Here is a 19,069-nt window from a genome sequence, read left to right on the forward strand (position 1 = left end):
GTCCGGCCCGGCCTCAAGGAGTTCGGCGCCGACCGCGACGCCGTGGGCGCTTCAGCGCTGGTGGCGACCGCGCACGGCCTTGACGGCGATCTGCGAGGCGATGAAGACGAGGAAGATCGAGAACAGCACGTTCGCCACGAAGGGATCGACGGCCTTCGCGATCTGCGCACCGACAGCGGTCGTGGCGCACGCGGCGACGCCGACGCAGAGCGCGGCGGGCAGATCCACGTTGGAACGGCGGAGGTTGCCGACCGTGCCCGACACCGCCGTCGGGATCATCATCAGCAGCGAGGTGCCCTTGGCGACGAGGTCGCTCGTCCCGAACAGCAGCAGGAGTGCGGGGACGACGATGATGCCGCCGCCGACGCCGAGCAGTCCCGCCAGGATGCCCGTGATCACGCCGAGCACGGCCAGGCCGGGTCCGGTGACCCACGTGAGCACGAGATCGGCGTCGCGGGAGGGGATGACGAAGTACAGGCTGACGATCACCGCGACGAGAAAGGCGACGAACGCCCACCGCAGCGCCGTCTGCGAGAGCTTGGGCAACAGCCACGTGCCGATCTGCGCCCCGCCGACGGCCCCCGCCGCGAGGATGAGCGCCGGCAGCCACGCGACGTGCCCGTCGACGGCATAGGTGATGACCCCGACGGATGCCGTGGGGACGATCGCCGCGAGCGAGGTACCTGCGGCGAGGCGCTGGTCGAATCCGAGCAGCAGGACGAGCAGCGGGACGATGACGGTGCCGCCGCCGACGCCGAACAGACCCGACATCAACCCGGCGAGCAGACCGACCGCAACGCAGACGACGTAGAGGCGGGCGGTACGGGGCGGGCGGGTGGCGGTGGTCACGGAGATCCTCGGAATCAGGGGGGGGCGAGCGCGTCTCGCCGACGCCCCAGTCTTCCACTCCTGCGCACGGACGCCGGTGGGACGGATATCGGTCGGCACCATCGAGGACGCAGAAACGAAAGCGGCCCCCGGTGATCCGAAGCCGCGTCCACCGGGGGCCGTCGCCCTCACAGGTCAAGCAGGACGGTGACCCGAACACCGGACTGCGACCACTCGCGTGAGGGTGCGACAAAGATGACGATAGACACCCCGTTCGTCCGGATCGCACCGGTTGACACTGATATCTAGAGGTGCTAATTATTCAGACCACTGAATTCTTGGTAGCGCTCCCGGGAATGCCCTCGCCGCTGGTGCCGTTGGAGACGTGCATGACAACCGTAGGAATCATCGGCGCAGGAAACATCGGTTCGGCTCTCGCTCAGGGGTTCGCGGATCGCGGCTACGACGTGGTCATCGCCAACTCGCGCGGTCCGGAGACCCTGGGCGACCTCGTCTCCTCCGTCGGAGAGCGCGCTCGCGCCGCCACCGCGCAGGAAGCCGCCGAGGCCGGCGACATCGTCGTGGTGACCGTGCCGCTGAAGGCGATCGACGACATCCCCGTCGCCCCTCTCGCCGGTAAGACCGTGCTCGACACGAACAACTACTACTTCGAGCGCGACGGGCACATCGCCGCCCTCGACGACAAGAAGACCACCACCTCGCAGATGCTGCAGGAGCACCTTCCCGAGTCGGTCGTCGTGAAGGCGTTCAATCACATCCCCGCGGCCGACATCCTCACCGGCGGCGCGCCGGCGGGCACCGACGACCGTCGCGCTCTGGCCACCTCGAGCGACTCCGACGAGGCCGTCGCCCTCGTCACCCGCATCTACGACGAGTTCGGCTTCGACACCGTGAACGTCGGTCCCCTGAGCGAGAGCTGGCGCGTCGAGCGCGACCAGCCCGCCTACGTCGTGCGTCAGAACCGCGGCGAGCTCGAGCAGAACCTGGCCCGCGCCGAGCGCTGAGCCGCTCCCCCGCGTGAGTCGCCAATTCTCGTCGCTTCGGCAGACACGCAAGCGACGGAGATCGGCCACTCACGCGAAAAGACGAACCCGGCGCCCGCACGTGCGGGCGCCGGGTTCGTCGTATCGGCGGCGCAGCCTCAGAGCGACGCGAGCGCCTGGTCGACGTCGGCGATGAGGTCGTCGACCGACTCGATGCCCACCGACAGGCGCACGATCGTCTCGGGCACCGCGAGTTCGGTGCCGCGGACGGAGGCGTGGGTCATGGCATCCGGGTAGTTGACCAGCGACTCGACGCCGCCGAGGGACTCGGCGAGGGTGAACAGACGGGTCGACTCCGCGAAGCGGCGCGCGGCTGCCCCGTCGGCGAGCTCGAGCGAGACGATGCCGCCGAAGCCGCTCATCTGCCGGGCCGCCAACTCGTGGCCGGGGTGGGAGGGGAGGCCGGGGTAGTAGACCTTCGCGACGCGGCCGTGCGCGAGCAGATGCTCGGCGACGGCCTGGGCGTTGGAGCTGTGGCGCTGCATGCGCACGGCCAGGGTCTTGATGCCGCGCGTCGTCAGGTAGGCGTCGAAGGGGCCCGACACGGCCCCCGCGGCGAACTGCAGGAACTGCACCTTCTCGGCCAACGCGGCGTCGGCGAACGCAAGGGCGCCGCCCACCACGTCGCTGTGTCCGCCGAGGTACTTCGTCGCGGAGTGCACGACGACGTCGGCGCCGAGCGAGAGCGGGCGCTGCAGGGCGGGCGAGGCGAAGGTGTTGTCGACGACGACCAGTGCGCCGGCGTCGTGCCCGAGACGCGAGAGACCCGCGATGTCGGTGATGCGGAGCATGGGGTTGCTGGGCGTCTCGACCCAGACCATCTTCGGCGCGCGCTCCGCGATGGCGGCGGCCACGGCATCCAGGTCGCTCATGTCGACGACGCGGAGCTTCACGCCCCAGGGGCCGAGCACGCGCGCCAGCAGGCGGTACGTGCCGCCGTAGACGTCGTTGCCGAGCAGCACCTCGTCGCCGGGTGCCAGGGCGGCCCGCAGAAGAGCGTCTTCGCCGGCGAGACCGGAGGCGAACGACAGCGCGCGGGCGCCGCCCTCGAGCGCGGCGATCTGCGTCTCGAGCGCGGTGCGGGTGGGGTTGCCGCTGCGGCCGTACTCGTAGCCTCCGCGCAGGCCGCCGATGCCGTCCTGCGCGTAGGTCGTCGAGACGTGGATGGGCGGGATGACCGCGCCGGTGGTCTCATCGGGCGCCTGACCGGCGTGGACGGCGAGGCTGTCGAAACCGCGGGCGGCGTCGTGGGTGCTCATGCGGAGTGCTCCTGGGTGCTCGGGGGGATGACGGATGCCACGGGTGCAACGTCGTAGCCCCGCTGCGTCATCCAGTCGTCGTCGAAGATCTTGCTCAAGTAGCCGCGACCGTGGTCGGGCAGCACCACGACGACGACCGCGTCGGCGGGGAGCTCCCGGGCCACGCGCAACGCGCCCACGACGGCCATGCCGCTGGAGCCGCCGACGAGGAGGCCCTCCTCGCGGGCGAGGCGACGGGTCATCGCGAACGACTCGGCGTCGGAGACGCGCTCATAGGCGTCGACGAGGGTGGGGTCGAACGCCGGCGGCCAGAAGTCCTCGCCGACACCCTCGACGTCGTAGCCGTGGATGTCGTCTCCCGAGTAGATCGAGCCCTCGGGATCGACGCCGACGATGCGCACCGCAGAGCCGGCGACCTCGCGGAGGTACCGGCCGGTGCCGGTGATCGTGCCGCCCGTGCCGACACCCGCGACGAGGTGCGTCAGCTGCCCGTCGGTGTCGCGCCAGATCTCGGGGCCGGTGGTCTCGTAGTGGCTGCGCGGACCGTTCGGGTTGGCGTACTGGTTGGGCTTGAAGGCACCCGGGATCTCGCGGACGAGCCGGTCGGACACGCTGTAGTAGGAGTTCGGGTCGTCGGGTTCGACGTTCGTGGGGGTGACCACGACCTCGGCCCCGTAGGCGCGCAGCACCGCGCGCTTGTCCTCCGCGACCTTGTCGGGCACGACGAAGACGCAGCGGTATCCGCGCTGCTGCGCCACCAGGGCGAGACCGACACCGGTGTTGCCGCTGGTGGGCTCGACGATGACTCCACCGGGTCGCAGCAGGCCGTCGCGCTCGGCGGCATCCACGATGTTCGCGGCGATGCGGTCCTTGGCCGATCCGCCGGGGTTGAAGTACTCGATCTTCGCGAGCACCGTGGCGGCGATGCCGTCGGTGACGCGGGTGAGACGGACGAGGGGGGTGTTGCCGACGAGGTCGGCGACGCTCTGGGCGTAACGCACGATGGCATCCTGGAAGGTTGGGTGCACCCGGCTGGGCGCGGCTGACGGGGTCGTCGAAAGGAACGCGGGGGCGTTCAGCGACAACAGCGACAGGTCAGCACGCGGTCAGCATACCCGAGTCGGCAGGGCGACGTCACGCGAGACCGATCCGTCTCCGGCTCGGCGTCTGTGGCTCCGGCCTCAGGACACCGCGCCCAGGAACTCCTCGAAGCTCTGCGCGGGACGACCCGTGACGCGCTCGACATCGGCGGACACCGCGGCGAGGTCACCGCTGGCGATGGAGGTGTACGTGCTCACCCACGCATCGACCTGCCAGCGCGGGGCGCCGAATGCGGCCCGCGACGCGTACGCCTCGTCCACCGTCTCATCGAGGAAGCGCACGGGATGACCCCGCACCGCCGAGATCTTCTCGGCGACCTCGGTCATCGTCAACGCCTCGGGACCGGTGAGGTCGTAGAAGACGTCGGCGTGGGCGGACGGATGGCGCAGCACCGCGACAGCCGTGGCGGCGACATCGGAGCGCGATACGAGCGAGCAACGCCCCTCGCCCGCGGGGCCGCGGATCACCCCGTCGTCGCCGGCGAAGAGCTCCATCATGTCCATGTAGAAGTTGTCGCGCAGGAAGGTGTAGCTCATCCCCGAGGCCCGGATGATGTCCTCGGTCGCCGCGTGGTCGCGACCGAGGGTGAACACCGCGTCGGGCGCGGCGGCGAGGAACGACGTGTAGACGATCGAGCGCACCCCGGCCCGGGCAGCGGCCTCGACGAACGTGCGGTGGTGCTCCACGCGGTCGGCGGTCTCCGACGCGGAGACCATCAGCAGCGTCTCGACTCCCTGCAGCGCCGCGTGAGCGGCATCCGCGTCGGAGTACCGGGCCACGTGGACCTCGGCACCGTCGAGACGCGGAGCGCGTGACGCATCGCGCACGAGAAGACGCTGCGGGATGCCGCGGGCGGCGAGGTCGCGCGCGACGCGGCCTCCCACGGCACCGGTGGATCCGGTGACGGCGATGACGGGCGGCGTGGACATACGGCCTCCGGGGGTGAGCGGTGCATCCAGCGTATTGCGCCGGGCACGGCACCGGCCGGGAATTGCCTCAGCGATGGAGCTTCGGCGCGCGAGAGCTCGGCCTCAGGTCGCGGGGGCGACCAGGCGGGCCACGCGCACGCGGACCGTCGCCGGCTCGTCGTCCCCGCCCGCACCCCGAGCCGCCGTCGCGACCGCCGCGGCGACGGCGGCGCTGTCGTCCTGCGTCGAGACCCCGATGCACACCGTGATGGCCCGGGCGCCCGGAACGTCGTCGACGGCGGACAGCGAGCCCTCGACGTCGGCGACGTGCTCGAACGCCCGTGCGACGACGGGCCGAGCGGAATAGCACTCCCGCACGCCCTCGACCGCGGTGACGGCCAGGTCGATGCGCGGAGCCAGTTCGGCTGCGGTGATGCGGGTCATGCGTCTTCCCCCTCGTCCAGATGCACGTCGCCGACGGTCACGTCGACGCGGCCCACCTTCAGATCGCCGTGCCTTTCGATCGCCAGACGGATCCCGTCGCGCATCTCGTCGACGGCGGCGGTGATCGCGCGCCCGAAGCGCACGCTGACCGTCACGCGCACGTCGAGCGGCGCATCGGGCTCGAGCTGGTTCAGCCGCACCCGGCCGACGAGCAGACCCTCGATCCCGTCGCCCACCGTACGGATCAGCTCGTACAGCGCGCCCTCGGTGACGACGATCTCGGTCCCGTCCTCGGTGCGCGCCAGGGGGATGTCACGGCCGGAGCGGAACTCCCGCATCACCTCCCGCATGATGCTGTCGTACCAGGAGTCGGCGAGGGGTTCGGCCGCCTGCTCCTCCACGATCTCGCGCGACAGCCGGCCCATGCGCTCCATCGAGGCGAGGATCGCCTGGCACTCGGCGTTGCGTTCGATCGCGGAGATGCGGGGGGTGCGCCCACGATCGAGGTAGGCGGAGAGGTCCTCCAGCGAATAGCCGGAGCCGCCGACGTCGTCGTTGAACTCACTCATTCCGGTCACCTCCACTCCTGCATGCGTTCCAACACGGTCTTGCGAGCCCGGGCGAGGCGGCCTCGCACGGTGGCGGCCGACTCCCCCACCTCGACGGCGATCTCGTCGTAGCTGTGGCCGCCGACCTCGCGCAGCACCCACACCACGCGCAGTTCCTCGGGCAGCTCCGCCAACACCTTCTTCAGGGCGTCCATCTGCGACGACGCCACGGCTGAGCGCTCCGGGTCATCGGCCGCCGAGACCATCTCCTCGTCGATCTGATCGGAGATCTTGCGGGAACGGAGGCGATCCGTCGCCTTCCGCGACACGATGGTCGTGAGCCAGCTTCGCACCTTCTCGGGATCGGTGAGATCAGGCAGGCGACGCCACGCCGTGATGAGCGCCTCCTGGACGCAGTCGTCGGCGTCCGCCCGCGAACCGGTGAGGCGCGTGGCGAACGCCACGAGGAACGGCGCGTGTCGACGCACCAGGACCCCGAACGCCAGCTGGTCGCCGTCGGCCGCGCGCGACGCGAGGAAGGCGTCGGTGGCGGTGGACAAAGAGGGCATCGTGGTTCCTGTCAGCGAATTTCCAGCCTCGAGTCGTGACGTTTCACGAACCGGGTCCGTCCACATAGCGAAACACCCCGCACCCTTCGGGGACGGGGATCTTGACGAAAGGACGCTCCTCATGGCACAGAACTCCTCCCTCTCCGCCGACGCCCGCACCAGCGGCGGCAAGACCGTCATCGTCGACCCCGTGGTCGCCAAGGTCGCCGGCATCGCCGCGGCCGAGGTTCCCGGGGTTCACGCCCTCGGCGGCGGAGCCGCTCGCGTGATCGGCAACATCCGCCAGGCCGTCGGCGCCAAGGACTACGCGCAGGGCGTGAGTGTCGAGGTCGGCGAGACCGAGGTCGCCGCCGACATCGCGATCCAGGTCGACTACCCCGAGCGCATCCAGCGCGTGGCGGACGACGTCCGGTCGTCCGTGCGCCAGGCGATCACCGAGATCGTCGGCATGAAGGCGGTCGAGATCAACGTCACCGTGGTCGACGTCTTCATCCCCGGCGACGACGACGAGCAGGAGGAGGCGCGCGTCCACTGACGTGTCGTCCGGGCCCGCGAGCACGCCGCTCGCGGGCCTTTCCTCTGCCCGGCGCGGCGAACCGATCGGCGGGTCGCGTCAATGGACGCACCGGGGTCGGAGCCGACCGCTATCGTCGGCGACACCCCTCCCCCACACCCCAGGAGTCCTATGCGCATCGCCCTCACCGGCTCGTCCGGCAAACTCGGCACCGTCGTCGCCCGCGAACTGCGCGCCGCCGGCCACGACGTGATCGGCCTCGACGTCCGCGGCGAGCGCGGCCCCGGGTTCGTCCAGGTCGACCTCACCGACTACGGCCAGGTCATCGACGCCCTCGCCGGCGTGAACGACCAGCACAGCGGCGTCGACGCCCTGGTGCACCTCGGCGCGATCCCGGCCCCCGGCATCCGTTCCGACGTCGCGACCTTCCACAACAACATAACCAGCACGTTCAACGTGTTCTGGGCCGCGGTGCGGCTCGGCATCGAGAAGATCGTCTACGCCTCCAGCGAGACCGTGCTGGGGCTCCCCTTCGATGTTCCGCCGCCCTACATCCCCGTCGACGAGGAGTACGCGCCGCGGCCGGAGTCGGTCTACTCGCTCGTCAAGACGCTCGAAGAACGCATGGCGACCGAGCTGGTGCGGTGGAACCCCGACCTGTCGGTCACGGCGCTGCGCTTCTCGAACGTGATGGTCCCGGAGGACTACGCGGAGTTCCCCTTCGACGCCGACGCCCGCACCCGCAAGTGGAACCTCTGGGGCTACATCGACGCACGCGACGGCGCCCAGGCGATCGAGCGCGCCCTCGAGGTGGCCCCGGCGGGCTTCGAGACGTTCATCATCGCCGCGGCCGACACGGTCATGACCCGGCCGAACGACGAGCTCGTGGCCGAGGTGTTCCCGGGCGTCGAAACGCGCGAACTGGGCGAGAACACGACCCTGCTGTCCATCGACAAGGCGCGGCGCCTGCTGGGCTACGACCCGCAGCACTCCTGGCGCGACGGGCGCTGACCCGCGGCCCGTGGGGGCGTGACAGACTCGCCGGATGGATGCCGATGAGTCGCCGAACACGCCCCCACCGGCGCCGCCCACGCCCGCGTCGGACGAGCCGGTGATCCCGCTGCCCACGGCGCACGAGAAGGAGACGAAGTTCCTCGCGCGCAGCGGAGCGGTTGTGACCCTGCGTCTCATCGACACCGGGCGGTTCGAGGTCAAGCTCGACACCCGCGGCGACTACACCGCAACCCTCCTGCACGAGGGAGACACGTTCGCCCTGCACCCGGCTCCGGGCGTGCACGCGATCGGAGGAACGGACCTGACCGCGACCGACCTGTACGAGCGGTTCTGACCGCGAGCACAAGCCCCGGCGCCGAGGTGCGGGCGGCGGATTGACTGGTCTCCTCGACCTCCGGGAGGACCACCGTGAACGCCACCGCTCAGCCCGCCACCACGCCCGGCGACGCCGGTGACGCGACCGACCGCTACGACGTCGCCGTCATCGGCGCAGGGCCCGCCGGCACCGCCGCAGCCCTCCGCGCCGCGGAGCTGGGTGCGCGCGTCGTCGTGCTCGAGGCCGGTCGCGTCGGGGGGACATGCGTGAACACGGGGTGCGTCCCCACCCGTGTCCTCGCGAAGGCCGCGCGCCTCATGCGCGAGACCCGCTCGGCCGACGACTACGGCATCGTCGTCGATGAGCCGCGCGTGGACTGGTCGGCGGTCGTCTCGCGCGTGCACGAGCGGGTGGATGCCGTGCGGTCGATCAAGCGGGAGGCCGAACGGTTCGCGGAGGCCGGCGTCGACCTCGTGCACGAGGGCCGCGCCCGCTTCGCCGACGAGCACACCCTCGTGCTCGACAGCGGCCGACGCATCCGGGCGGAGTCGATCCTCGTGTGCGTGGGCGGGCACTCGCGCCGTCTTCCCATCCCCGGCGCGGAACTCGCCACCGTCCCCGAGGACGTCCTGTCGCTGCCCGATCTGCCGGGTCGGGTCGCCGTGATCGGCGCGGGCAACACCGGCGCGCAACTGGTGACGGTGTTCCGCTCCTTCGGATCGGAGGTGACGCTGCTCGACGTCGCGCCGCGCGTGCTCATGGCGTCGGACGCCGCGATCTCGCGGGTGATCGCCGACTCGCTCACCCGGAACGGCGTCGACGTGCGCACCGGAATCGACACCGTCGAACGACTCGATCGTCGCGACGATGGGGCGATCAACCTGACCTGGCGGGAGGACGACGACAGCCGGAGCATCGACGTCGACGTCGTCGTGATGGCCACCGGGTGGCCCGCCGACGTCGAGGACCTCGGTCTGTCGAACGCGGGGGTGGAGGTGGAGCGTTCGGCGATCCCCGTCGACCGTTACTTCCGCACGATCGTTCCGCACATCCTCGCGGTCGGCGACGCGAACGGTCGCGACATGCTCGTACAGGCGGCGCAGTTCGAGGGTGAGGCCGCGGCCGAGAACGCCGTCCTGGGGGCGAACCGCCGCACGCCGCACCACCTGCTGCCCGCGGGCGGATTCACCGACCCCGACTACGCCGGCGTCGGCCTGACCGAGGAGCAGGCGCGCGATCGCGACCCGTCGTGCGTCGTGGCCACCGTGCGTTTCGCCGACCTCGATCGGGCCGTCATCGACGACCGGGAGAACGGGTTCCTGATGCTCATCGCGGACCGTCGCCGCGAACTCGTGCTGGGCGCTCACGCGGTCGGCGAGAACGCGGTCGAGGTCATCCAATCGGTCACCACCGCCATGGCGGCCGGCATCGACGTCGCGACGCTGGCGGGGGTGCGCTTCGCCTACCCCACCTACAGCGCGGTGATCGGTAATGCGGCGCGCGCTCTTCTGCACGCCGACGCCCCGGCGCTGCTGGAGTGACACACTGACAACGTGACCGCCGCGAACTCCGCCCCGACCGCTGCCGACGTGCCCGCCCGGCGGGGCCGGCCCGGGTACGACCGCGACGGCATCCTGGCCGTCGCGGTGCAGCTGTTCAACGAGCAGGGCTACGACGCCACGAGCGTGTCCGACCTCGCGCGCCGCCTGGGGCTGGCCAAATCCGCGCTGTACCACCACTTCTCCTCGAAGGAGGAGCTGCTCTCGGTCGCCCTCGAAGCGGCCCTCGGCGGGCTCGAAGCGGTGCTCGACGACCCGCGCGCCGTCGAGGGCGCGGCATCCGACCGCCTGCGGCACGTGCTCACCGGGGCGACCGACGTACTCGTGGCGCAGCTGCCCGCGGTGACGTTGCTACTGCGCGTGCGCGGCAACAGCCCGGTCGAGCAGGCGGCCCTCGAGCGCCGTCGCGTCTTCGACCACCGCGTGACCGCGCTCGTCGCCGACGCCCAGGCCGAGGGCGACGTGCGCGACGACGTCGACGCCGCCGTGGCGGCGCGCCTGCTGTTCGGCATGATCAACTCCGTCGTGGAGTGGTACCGCCCCGGGGGCGGCGTCGACGGCGATCGCCTCGGGGCCGACATCGTGCGCATCGCACTGGAGGGCCTGCGCACGTCCTGACCGGCGCGGGCGTTCCGGCCCGGGGGCGCGCGATGACCGAAACGGGGCCCCGCGCCGTCGCGCAGGGCCCCGTCGTGACATCCGGGATCAGGCCCTCAGGTCGATGCCCTTGGGCTCCTTGATGAACGAGACCGCGACCAGCGACACCAGGGCGGCGACGGCGATGTACGCGCCGATCGTCCAGGACGCACCGGTCGAGCGCAGCAGCGCCTCGGCGATCATGGGGGCGAAGGCGCCGCCCAGGATCGCGCCGAGGGCGTAGCCGATCGAGACGCCGGAGTAGCGCACGTTCGCCGGGAACATCTCCGCGTACAGCGCCGCCTGGGGACCGTATGACAGGCCGAGGCCGAGGGTCATGACGAACAGGGCGACGAAGTACCAGACGATGTTCCCCGTGTCAATGAGGAACCACATCGGCACGGCCCAGATCGCCAGCAGGAGATACCCGAGCTGGAAGGTGCGCACGCGACCCAGCGTGTCGGAGAGTCGACCGCCCCAGAGGGTGAATCCGAGCCACCCGAAGGATGCCAGGGTCGTGGCCAGCAGCACGGTGGGGCGCTCGAGCCCGAGGACGGTGACCGTGTAGGTGGCGAAGAAGGCGATGAGCAGATAGCCCGCGGCGTTGTTGCCGATGAACACCAGCGCGGTCAGCACGACCTGCCGCCAATTCTTGCGGAACAGCTGACCGAGCGGCGCGGAGGACTCCTTGCGCCGACGCAGGAGGTCCTCGAAGACGGGGCTCTCCTCCACCGCGCGGCGGATGACGTAGCCGACGACGATGAGCACGATCGAGAAGAGGAAGGGCACGCGCCAGCCCCACGCGAGGAAGGCTTCGGCCGACATCGACGAGGTGAGGATCCACAGCGTCGCGGTGGCGAGGATCATGCCGACCGGCACGCCGATCTGCGGGTACGCCCCGAAGTACCCGCGACGGTTCGCGGGAGCGTGCTCGACCGAGAGCAGCGCCGCCCCTCCCCACTCGCCGCCGGCCGAGAAGCCCTGCAGCACGCGCAGCAGGATGAGCAGGACGGGGGCCGCCACACCGATCGCCGCGTAGGTCGGCAGCACGCCGATGAGGGCCGTCGAGACCCCCATCATGATGAGCGTGAGGACGAGCATCTTCTTGCGGCCGAGGCGGTCGCCGAGGTAGCCGGCCACGATCGCGCCGAGCGGGCGGAAGAGGAACGAGATGCCGATCGTCGCGAACGACAGCACCTGGGCGATGGCCGGGTCGGTCTGGGCGAGCGGGGCGAGGAACAGCGGCGCGAGCACGAGGCCGGCCGCCTGGGCGTAGATGAAGAAGTCGTACCACTCGATCGAGGTGCCCACGAGCGTGCCCGCGAGGACGCGCCGCTCCTCTCGGGTCACGCCGGTGGTGGCGGGGGCGGATGCCGCTGTCTGCGAGGCCATGAGAACTCCGTCGTTCTGTGGGCGGGGAATCTCGGGGGCACTGTTACCGACCGAGCGTTCAGTAATAGTGTCAGAGGCGCGACCGTCCGACAAGAGGACGGCGGAAGGAGCCGCCATGACACCGTGGACCATCGTTCCCGGCGCCCTCGACGAGCGTCTCGGCATCGTCGTCACGGCGCAGTCGACCGACCGCGTCAGCGCGTCGATGCCCGTCGACGGCAACACGCAGTCGCTCGGTCGGCTGCACGGCGGCGCCACCGCAGCCCTCGCCGAAGCGGTGGGGTCGTGGGCGGCGATGATCCACGCCTCGACCCTCGGGAAGGTCTGCGTCGGCGTCGACCTCAACATCACGCACCACCGCGGCGCCCGCGACGGGCGCATCCACGCCGTCGCGACCCCGGCCCACCGCGGGCGCCGTGTCGCGACCTACGACGTGCGCGTGACCGACGACGACGACCGGCTGGTCGCGACGGCGCGCATCACGAACCTGCTCGTCGAGCCGGACTGAGAGCGTCCGTCTCACCGCGCGCAGACCGGGTTCGATGACGCACGCCCCGGGGAAGCACAGCGATGGCATCTGGAGGCGGTCACCGCCGTGTTCGACGGCCGCCCCGGCGAGCGCGCAAGGGATGCCGTGCGCCGCGCTCTGGCATCCTGGGTGACATGACGAGGATCCGAGGGAGTGCACCGCCCCCATGCAGTGCACTCCCTCGCCCGTCGACCTCAGTCCCGAACATCTGTCGACGGGCGTATGGGCGTCGTCTCGAAGCCGGAGACGACACCCACCCCCATCTGTGTGGTGTCAGTGGGGGCGCATTCCTTACAAGGGGACGAAATCTTTTTCCTGCGCGTCGCCGCGTAAGGATTCCCGGCATTCCGACACAGCCCTCTCGAACGCACGGAGACGCGCGCCGGTGATCGACGAGACGGGATTCGTGGCGCTCTTCCGCGAGCACCACAACGCCGTTCGGCGGTTCATCGAACGGCGCGTGTCGGATCGCGAGGCCGCCGCCGACCTCACGATGGATTGCTTTGAGATCGCGTGGCGCAAACGCGATCCGCGTGATCCGTTCGGATTGCCGTGGTTGTACCGCACCGCGCGCAACCTCATCGCGAATGAATATCGGCGACGCGACAGGGAGGGGGCATTGTGGACGCACATCGAAGACCACGTGCGCGCTCTGGCGAGCGAGGCCGAACCCGCGATGGCGCAACGCCTCGTCGATGCCATCCGCGGTCTTCCCGAGCGCGAACGCGAGATCCTCTGGCTCACGTATTGGGAGGAGCTCTCGGCCGCCGAGGTGGCCCTTGTCATGGAGATGAACGCCGGCGCGGTGTGGACGCGACTGAATCGAGCGAGGGCACGGTTGCGACCTCTCCTCGACGGTGCCGTCGTCGCCGCGGAGGGGGTGGGCGATGACCGACGATGACCTCGCGCGCGCGCTGCGCCGCCTCGACCCCGCCGAGACCCCGCTCGACGCCCCCCTCCCCCTCGACGCCGAGCGGCGTCTACGGCAGATCCTCGACCGCCCGCCCGTGCGTCGCCGTCGCCCCGCACTGGCGTGGACGTCGGCGGCCGCCGCCGTCGTGCTGATCCTGACCATCGTGACGGGAGTGCTGTGGATGCCGGGGTCCTCGGCATCCGCTCTCACCCCCAAGCCCCTCGTCTATACGGCCGTGCCCAGCGGAACCGGCGCCGCGGAGGTGGTCGCGGACGCGCAGGCCCGGCTGGCCGCCGGGGACGACGGCGCCGCCGCGGAGCGCCGCTCCCTGTCGCTCGGCTGGTACTTCAGCGCCTCCCCCGACGGGGCCGAGGCGACGGTGTTCCGACGCGAGTGGGTGGATCTGCGGTGGAACGAGGACTTCTCCGGGTCGGTGGTGACCACGGCGGCCGAGGCCACGAACGCCGACGGCGACACCGTGCCGAACGTCGACCCCGCTCCCGGGACCGTCGTCGGTGACGTGCGTTACGTGCGCAACCAGTTCCGCCCCCTGTCGCCGACGCCGCCGGAGGCGTCGCCCGAGGCGATGCGCACGCTGCTGACGACGGCGACGGGGGCCACCGACACCTTGGACGCCGGCGATGCCATCGTGGGGGTGCGGAGCATCCAGGGCGAGTGGACCCTGGACGACGCCCAGCAGTCCGCGCTGCTGGACGTCGTCGCCGCGTCGCCCGGTCTTCGGGCGCTCGGGACGACCCAGGACCGCCTCGGGCGCGAGGTCGTGGGCCTGGCCGGCATCCCCTCATCGACCGCGAACACCGAGGTGACGCTGCTGCTGTCGACCGAGACCGGACGCATCGTCGGATTCGAGTCGGCGCTGATCGCCGCGAACACCGACCTCGACCTGCCCGCCGGGTCGCTCACCGAATACGCCCTGTGGGACGCGCAGGACAGAGAGGGCGCTCCCCGATGAGCCGCACCGACGATCAGCCCGCCGACCTCCACCCCGACATCGCCGCGGCCCTCGCCGCGATCCCCGGCGGGGTCGTCGTCGATGCCCGCCACGCGGTGTGGCCGGAGCTCGACATGAGCGTCGACGTGCCCGCCGACGACGACAAGGCGGTCGGCAGCTGCGCCACCGGCAATGTGTGCGCCTTCAGCGGCACCGGCCTATCGGGCACGCGCGTGTCATGGTCGACGTGCGGCACGTACGCGCCGGGCATCACCGTGCGCTCGATCGCCAACGCCCGGTCGGCGGGCTACGCTCAGGCGCGCACCTCGGCGGGAGCGGTGCTGGCCACGGCGATCGCGGGCTCCTCGGCGAACGTCTCGGGTTCGGTCGCCGACGTGCGCTGCGTGTCCTGAATCCGCGGCGTCAGCGCCACGGACGTTCCGAGCGTTCCCGCCAGTAGACCACCGGGTCGACGGCGAGGGCGTCGAGCTCGGACCGCTCGATCGACCGTGCCGGAGCGACCGCGCCACGGCGCAGGTGCGCGCGCGTAGTCGCGCCGAGAAGCACGACGTCGGCGAAGGACTGCGCCCGCGCGACGCCGATCGCGAAGACGTCGGGATCGGTCCCGGATGCCGTCCGGGCGAGGGTGTCGCCCGGTTCGGCCTCGGCCAGCGCGCCGTTGGCGAGCACCTCCTTGAGCACCACCGTCCAGCCGGCGTCGTGCGCCGCGGCGAGCGCCTCACCGGCCGACGCCTCCCGCAGGTTCCACGTCGACTGCACCGCGCGGAACGGCGTGTCGGCGAGGGCCAGGGCCGCGCGCAGCACCTCGCCCTGGCGCGGCCCGCTCGTCGACAGCCCCACGCGCACCCCCTCGTCCCGCAACCGACGCATCCGCTCGAGCACCGCGGCATCCATGAGGACCGGACTCTCGGGGGTGACGGAATGGATCAGGTAGAGATCGGGGGCCGTCCCGAGCGCCTCGAGCGTCTCGGGCCACTGCCGGTCGAACATCGCGGCCGAGTGCTCCTTGCGCTCGTGGACCGCGGCATCCATCTTCCAGTCGCCGACGTACGCATAGCCCCACTTCGAACCGATCGTGAGCGAGGCGCGGCGCTCGGGATGGACTGCCAGCCACGACCCGAGGAACTCCTCGGCGAACCCGTACGACCGTGCCGCATCCACATACCGGATGCCGAGTGCCCACGCTTCGTCGAGCAGCTCGTGCGCCCGCGCGCGCAGGGCGTCGATCGACCGTTCGGCGGGGTCGCCCAGGTCGGCGTCGCGTGCCGTGGTGATGTAGGCCGGGCGGCCGACGGCGGCGAGACCGAGGCCGAGGGGGACGGGGACGCTCATGCTCCGACGCTATCGGGCGCGCGCGGCATCGGACGGGCGGGAACACGACGGGTGCCGGCGCGGTTCTTCCTGCTGTCCGCCGTCGGCGGTGCCTCCAGGAGCCCTCTGCCATGACCTACCCCGACATGCCCGTCGATGACCGGCAGCCTATCTGCCCGGCGTGCGGCATCACGATGCACCCTCTCGTGGACGAGGGGGAGGATGCCGACGAGTGCCGCGAGTGCGGGTTCCAGCTGGAGTGGCCGGCCGCACGCGGCGCCGCGCGCGACGAGGACGACGACCGCCCGCTCTCGCGCTGGGACGACGAAGGCTGAGCGCTACCGCGCCCGCGACCGCCGCACCTCGACGCCGCTGAGGACGGCGGCGGCCGCCGAGAAGACGACCGACACGGCGAGGGCGACCGTGAGGGCGTCGGCGAAGACGCTCGGATCGGGCGCCGGGGAGCCCGGCCCCGACGCGCGCGTCGCCCCTGCCAGCACGAGGACGAAGCTCGTACCGAGCACCGTCTGGCCGATCGAGGCGCCCACGCGCTGAGCGGTCTGCACCACCCCTCCGGCGACGCCGCCGCGCGCGGGGTCGACCTCGGCCAGGGTGAGCGTCTGGTTCGGCGTCACGATCGCCCCGCCGGCGACGCCGAGGACGAAGAGCGGCACGCACAGGCGCAGGATGACGCCGGTCGCATCGGTGGCCTCGGGCGCGGCTCGGACGACGAGGCCGAGCACGACCGTCACGAGCGTGAAGAGCGACACGGCCCCGAGCAGGAGGGGTCTGCCGACGCGTGACACGAAGCGGCCGGCGACGGGCGCCCCGAAGACCGTGCCGACGGCGTAGGCCGTGACACCCAGGGCCGACTGCAGGGCGGTGAAACCCAGACCGTCCTGGTAGTACAACGCGAGTACGAGCGGGATCCCGGTGTTGCTGCAGAAGAACACCACCGCGAACACGACCCCGATCACGAACGACCGCGTGCGGAACAGGCGGAGATCCACCAGAGGGGCGGCGTCCGTCCGCGTCAGACGAGCCTCGTGGCGGACGAAGGCGACGAGCAGTCCGGCCGCCGGGACGAGCAGGAGGAGCGAGATGGTCCCCCCTGCCTGGCCCGTCTCGACGATCGGGAAGAGCAGGCAGAGAAGTCCCGCCCCCAGCAGCACGACGCCGAGCAGGTCGAGCCGTCGTCCCGCGTCCGGCGCCACCGGCGCGTCGGCGGCCACCCAGCGCCGCGCGAGCAGCACCGCCGCGACGCCGATCGGCACGTTGATGAAGAACACGAGACGCCAGCCGTCGGCTTCGCCGCCCACGGCGATCAGCAGGCCCGCCACCACCGGCCCCAGCGCGGTACCCGCGCCCACGGTGAGGCCGAGCCGCCCGAAGGCCCTGCCCCTCTCGAGCGGGGGGAACGCGTTCTGGATGTAGCCCGACACCTGCGGCCCGATCATGCCGCCGAAGATCCCCTGCACCACACGCGCGGCGATGAGCACCTCGGGCGTCGGGGCGAGCCCCACCAGGGCGCTCGCGACCACGAAGCCCAGCATGGACACCACGAACATGCGCCGGCGCCCGCGACCGTCGCCGAGCCGGCCGCCGATCACCGGGACGAGACCGAAGGCCAGGACGTAGCCCGTGATGACCCACTGCAGCTCACTCGCCCCGGCGCCCATCGACCGCCCGATCGAGGGGAGCGCGACGTTGGTGACGCTGAGGTCGAGGAGCGACGCGAACTGCCCCATCAGCAGGACGGCCAGCGCGCGCCACCGCCGCGGGTCTGCGGATGCCGTCATCACGCGAGGACGCGACGGATCGACGTCGTCGACCCGCTGGTCGCACCCTGCGTCATCCGCGCCTCCCCGGTTCCCGGGTCCAGGCTACGTCCGACCAGGGTGGCCGAGCCTCTGCGACGTCGGGAAAGCGACCGGAGTGAGCACGATGAGCGCGACACGGGCGGGGACTGATGTGCCGCCGCCCGGCGACGGCTCAGCAACGCGCCGACCACGGCGACGGCTCAGCAACGCGCCGACCACGGCGACGGCTCAACGCTGGGCCGCACCGGGGACGAGCCCGAACTCCTCGTCGAGGGAGGCGATCTCGGCGGTGAACGACTCCACGAGCCGCGCGTGCTCCTCGCCCGGCAACCACGACGCCTCTGCAGAGGCGAGCGCCATGCGCCGCACCTCGGCATGCGAGGCGCCGATCTGCTCGGACACGATCGCGTACTCCTGGGCGAGGGTGGTCGGGAACATCCCGGGGTCGTCGGAGCACGGGATGACGTTGAGCCCCGCGTCGATCATCGCCGCGATGGACGCGCGGCGCCACGGCCGCCACGATCGTCGCGACGTCGTGGAGGCGACGGTGAACGCCACCTGCTGCTCGCGCAGGCGGGCGACGACCGCGTCGTCCTCGAGCACGTAGTACCCGTGGTCGATGCGGTCGCAGCCCAGCACGTCGAGGCACGTGAGGGTGTTGACGGCGGTGGGCGCGTGCTCCGAGGAGTGCGCCGTCCGGCGCAGCCCCGCCTCGCCGGCCAGCCGGTAGGCATCGACGAAACGCTCGGGGGGACCGGCCGTCTCGAGGTTGTCGAGTCCGATGCCCGCGACGTACTCGTGCGGGTTGTCGATGACGCGGCGGACGACCTCGAGGGCCTCCGCACCGCTGCGACTGCGGTCGATGCCCTGGATCATCCGTCCCGACATTCCGAAGTCGCGCTCGGCGCGGCGGATCCCCTCGGCGTAGGCCTCGACCGCCCCGGTGTACCCGAGTGACGACAGGTGCGGCGGGAGGGCGTCGAAGAACAACTCGAGGTGGCGCGTACCGCTTCGCCGGTGGGCGTCTTCGAACGCCTCGTAGACGATGCGCGTGAGGTCGTCGGCGTCGCGCAGCACCTCGACCACCCAGTTGGACACCTGGAAGAGCGAGTACGACACCTCGGGCTCGTCGGCCCCGCGTCCCTGCGGCACCGGGATGCGGGTGTTCTCGTACAGCGCCGGGTCGGGCGGGAGGGAGTTGATGTCGGCGAAGATGCGCTCCGGGTCGTCCGGCAGCGCCAGCCGCTCCCGCCGCGCGAGTTCCGCGAAGGTCGCGGGACGCACGGTGCCGATGAGGTGGCAGTGCAGATCGGCCTTGGGCAGGCGGCGGAGGTAGTCGGCGGGGAGGGGCGATGCGGAGGTCATGGAGCC

General features: G+C 71.4%; 22 protein-coding genes. 11 read left to right on the forward strand and 11 right to left on the reverse strand.

From position 1 onward, the window contains the following. Nucleotides 1-51 precede the first annotated feature (51 nt). On the reverse strand, nucleotides 52-849 hold the full coding sequence (locus RWH45_RS11545) for a sulfite exporter TauE/SafE family protein (RefSeq protein WP_315995035.1): 798 nt from the start codon (nucleotides 847-849) through the stop codon (nucleotides 52-54). A gap of 368 nt (nucleotides 850-1,217) precedes the next feature. Here RWH45_RS11545 and RWH45_RS11550 point away from each other — a divergent pair, with 368 nt between their 5' ends. Then, nucleotides 1,218-1,853, forward strand: a complete 636-nt coding sequence (locus RWH45_RS11550; protein ID WP_315995036.1) for an NADPH-dependent F420 reductase — start codon at nucleotides 1,218-1,220, stop codon at nucleotides 1,851-1,853. Nucleotides 1,854-1,990: 137 nt separating this feature from the next. On the opposite strand, the gene RWH45_RS11555 is transcribed toward RWH45_RS11550, so the two are convergent. From RWH45_RS11555 to RWH45_RS11580, 6 genes are all read right to left on the reverse strand, one after another. Beyond that, a complete protein-coding gene (locus RWH45_RS11555; protein ID WP_315995037.1) occupies nucleotides 1,991-3,151 on the reverse strand; it encodes a cystathionine gamma-synthase in 1,161 nt (386 codons plus the stop codon). Further along, a complete protein-coding gene (locus tag RWH45_RS11560) occupies nucleotides 3,148-4,152 on the reverse strand; it encodes a pyridoxal-phosphate dependent enzyme (protein WP_315995038.1) in 1,005 nt (334 codons plus the stop codon). The genes RWH45_RS11555 and RWH45_RS11560 overlap by 4 nt, the downstream gene beginning before the upstream one ends. Nucleotides 4,153-4,332: 180 nt before the next feature. After that, nucleotides 4,333-5,181, reverse strand: coding sequence for an SDR family oxidoreductase (locus RWH45_RS11565; protein WP_315995039.1), 849 nt, complete (start codon nucleotides 5,179-5,181; stop codon nucleotides 4,333-4,335). Between the two features lie 102 nt (nucleotides 5,182-5,283). Beyond that, nucleotides 5,284-5,604 carry a hypothetical protein gene (locus RWH45_RS11570; protein WP_315995040.1) on the reverse strand — a complete coding sequence of 107 codons (321 nt, stop codon included), beginning with the start codon at nucleotides 5,602-5,604 and terminating at the stop codon, nucleotides 5,284-5,286. After that, nucleotides 5,601-6,173 carry an Asp23/Gls24 family envelope stress response protein gene (locus tag RWH45_RS11575; protein WP_315995041.1) on the reverse strand — a complete coding sequence of 191 codons (573 nt, stop codon included), beginning with the start codon at nucleotides 6,171-6,173 and terminating at the stop codon, nucleotides 5,601-5,603. Before RWH45_RS11575 ends, RWH45_RS11570 begins: the two co-directional genes overlap by 4 nt. Before the next feature lie 5 nt (nucleotides 6,174-6,178). Next, nucleotides 6,179-6,721, reverse strand: a complete 543-nt coding sequence (locus RWH45_RS11580) for an RNA polymerase sigma factor (RefSeq protein ID WP_136586844.1) — start codon at nucleotides 6,719-6,721, stop codon at nucleotides 6,179-6,181. Between the two features lie 121 nt (nucleotides 6,722-6,842). On the opposite strand from RWH45_RS11580, the gene RWH45_RS11585 reads away from it, so the two are divergent. From RWH45_RS11585 to RWH45_RS11605, 5 genes are all read left to right on the forward strand, one after another. Then, complete coding sequence (locus RWH45_RS11585; protein WP_315995042.1) at nucleotides 6,843-7,256, forward strand: Asp23/Gls24 family envelope stress response protein; 414 nt, start codon at nucleotides 6,843-6,845, stop codon at nucleotides 7,254-7,256. Nucleotides 7,257-7,406: 150 nt separating this feature from the next. After that, nucleotides 7,407-8,246: an NAD-dependent epimerase/dehydratase family protein gene (locus RWH45_RS11590; protein ID WP_315995043.1), complete on the forward strand. Its 840-nt coding sequence runs from the start codon at nucleotides 7,407-7,409 to the stop codon at nucleotides 8,244-8,246. 34 nt (nucleotides 8,247-8,280) lie between these two features. Beyond that, nucleotides 8,281-8,583: a hypothetical protein gene (locus RWH45_RS11595; RefSeq protein ID WP_315995044.1), complete on the forward strand. Its 303-nt coding sequence runs from the start codon at nucleotides 8,281-8,283 to the stop codon at nucleotides 8,581-8,583. A 74-nt stretch (nucleotides 8,584-8,657) separates the two neighbouring features. Beyond that, a complete protein-coding gene (locus tag RWH45_RS11600) occupies nucleotides 8,658-10,106 on the forward strand; it encodes a dihydrolipoyl dehydrogenase family protein (protein WP_315995045.1) in 1,449 nt (482 codons plus the stop codon). 12 nt (nucleotides 10,107-10,118) lie between these two features. After that, nucleotides 10,119-10,742 carry a TetR/AcrR family transcriptional regulator gene (locus tag RWH45_RS11605; RefSeq protein WP_315995046.1) on the forward strand — a complete coding sequence of 208 codons (624 nt, stop codon included), beginning with the start codon at nucleotides 10,119-10,121 and terminating at the stop codon, nucleotides 10,740-10,742. Between the two features lie 87 nt (nucleotides 10,743-10,829). Here RWH45_RS11605 and RWH45_RS11610 read toward each other — a convergent pair whose 3' ends face one another. Continuing rightward, a complete protein-coding gene (locus tag RWH45_RS11610) occupies nucleotides 10,830-12,152 on the reverse strand; it encodes an MFS transporter (RefSeq protein WP_315995047.1) in 1,323 nt (440 codons plus the stop codon). 115 nt (nucleotides 12,153-12,267) lie between these two features. On the opposite strand from RWH45_RS11610, the gene RWH45_RS11615 reads away from it, so the two are divergent. From RWH45_RS11615 to RWH45_RS11630, 4 genes are all read left to right on the forward strand, one after another. After that, nucleotides 12,268-12,660, forward strand: a complete 393-nt coding sequence (locus tag RWH45_RS11615) for a PaaI family thioesterase (protein WP_315995048.1) — start codon at nucleotides 12,268-12,270, stop codon at nucleotides 12,658-12,660. A gap of 406 nt (nucleotides 12,661-13,066) precedes the next feature. After that, nucleotides 13,067-13,582 (forward strand): RNA polymerase sigma factor, encoded by a 516-nt coding sequence (locus RWH45_RS11620; protein ID WP_315995049.1) that lies wholly within the window; start codon nucleotides 13,067-13,069, stop codon nucleotides 13,580-13,582. Further along, nucleotides 13,569-14,567 carry a hypothetical protein gene (locus RWH45_RS11625; RefSeq protein ID WP_315995050.1) on the forward strand — a complete coding sequence of 333 codons (999 nt, stop codon included), beginning with the start codon at nucleotides 13,569-13,571 and terminating at the stop codon, nucleotides 14,565-14,567. Before RWH45_RS11620 ends, RWH45_RS11625 begins: the two co-directional genes overlap by 14 nt. Next, nucleotides 14,564-14,959 (forward strand): peptidase inhibitor family I36 protein, encoded by a 396-nt coding sequence (locus tag RWH45_RS11630; protein ID WP_315995051.1) that lies wholly within the window; start codon nucleotides 14,564-14,566, stop codon nucleotides 14,957-14,959. Before RWH45_RS11625 ends, RWH45_RS11630 begins: the two co-directional genes overlap by 4 nt. A gap of 10 nt (nucleotides 14,960-14,969) precedes the next feature. On the opposite strand, the gene RWH45_RS11635 is transcribed toward RWH45_RS11630, so the two are convergent. Further along, nucleotides 14,970-15,899, reverse strand: coding sequence for an aldo/keto reductase (locus RWH45_RS11635; protein WP_315995052.1), 930 nt, complete (start codon nucleotides 15,897-15,899; stop codon nucleotides 14,970-14,972). A 110-nt stretch (nucleotides 15,900-16,009) separates the two neighbouring features. On the opposite strand from RWH45_RS11635, the gene RWH45_RS11640 reads away from it, so the two are divergent. Beyond that, complete coding sequence (locus tag RWH45_RS11640) at nucleotides 16,010-16,213, forward strand: hypothetical protein (RefSeq protein ID WP_315995053.1); 204 nt, start codon at nucleotides 16,010-16,012, stop codon at nucleotides 16,211-16,213. A gap of 3 nt (nucleotides 16,214-16,216) precedes the next feature. Here the strand turns inward: RWH45_RS11640 and RWH45_RS11645 are convergent, their stop codons facing one another. Both RWH45_RS11645 and RWH45_RS11650 read right to left on the reverse strand, forming a co-directional pair. Continuing rightward, entirely contained in the window at nucleotides 16,217-17,677 is a 1,461-nt protein-coding gene (locus RWH45_RS11645) for an MFS transporter (protein ID WP_315995054.1), read from the reverse strand. A gap of 249 nt (nucleotides 17,678-17,926) precedes the next feature. Continuing rightward, nucleotides 17,927-19,063 (reverse strand): adenosine deaminase family protein, encoded by a 1,137-nt coding sequence (locus RWH45_RS11650; protein WP_315995055.1) that lies wholly within the window; start codon nucleotides 19,061-19,063, stop codon nucleotides 17,927-17,929. Nucleotides 19,064-19,069 lie beyond the last annotated feature (6 nt).

Origin of the sequence: Microbacterium galbum (assembly GCF_032464915.1) — a bacterium.
Lineage (GTDB): Bacteria > Actinomycetota > Actinomycetes > Actinomycetales > Microbacteriaceae > Microbacterium > Microbacterium galbum.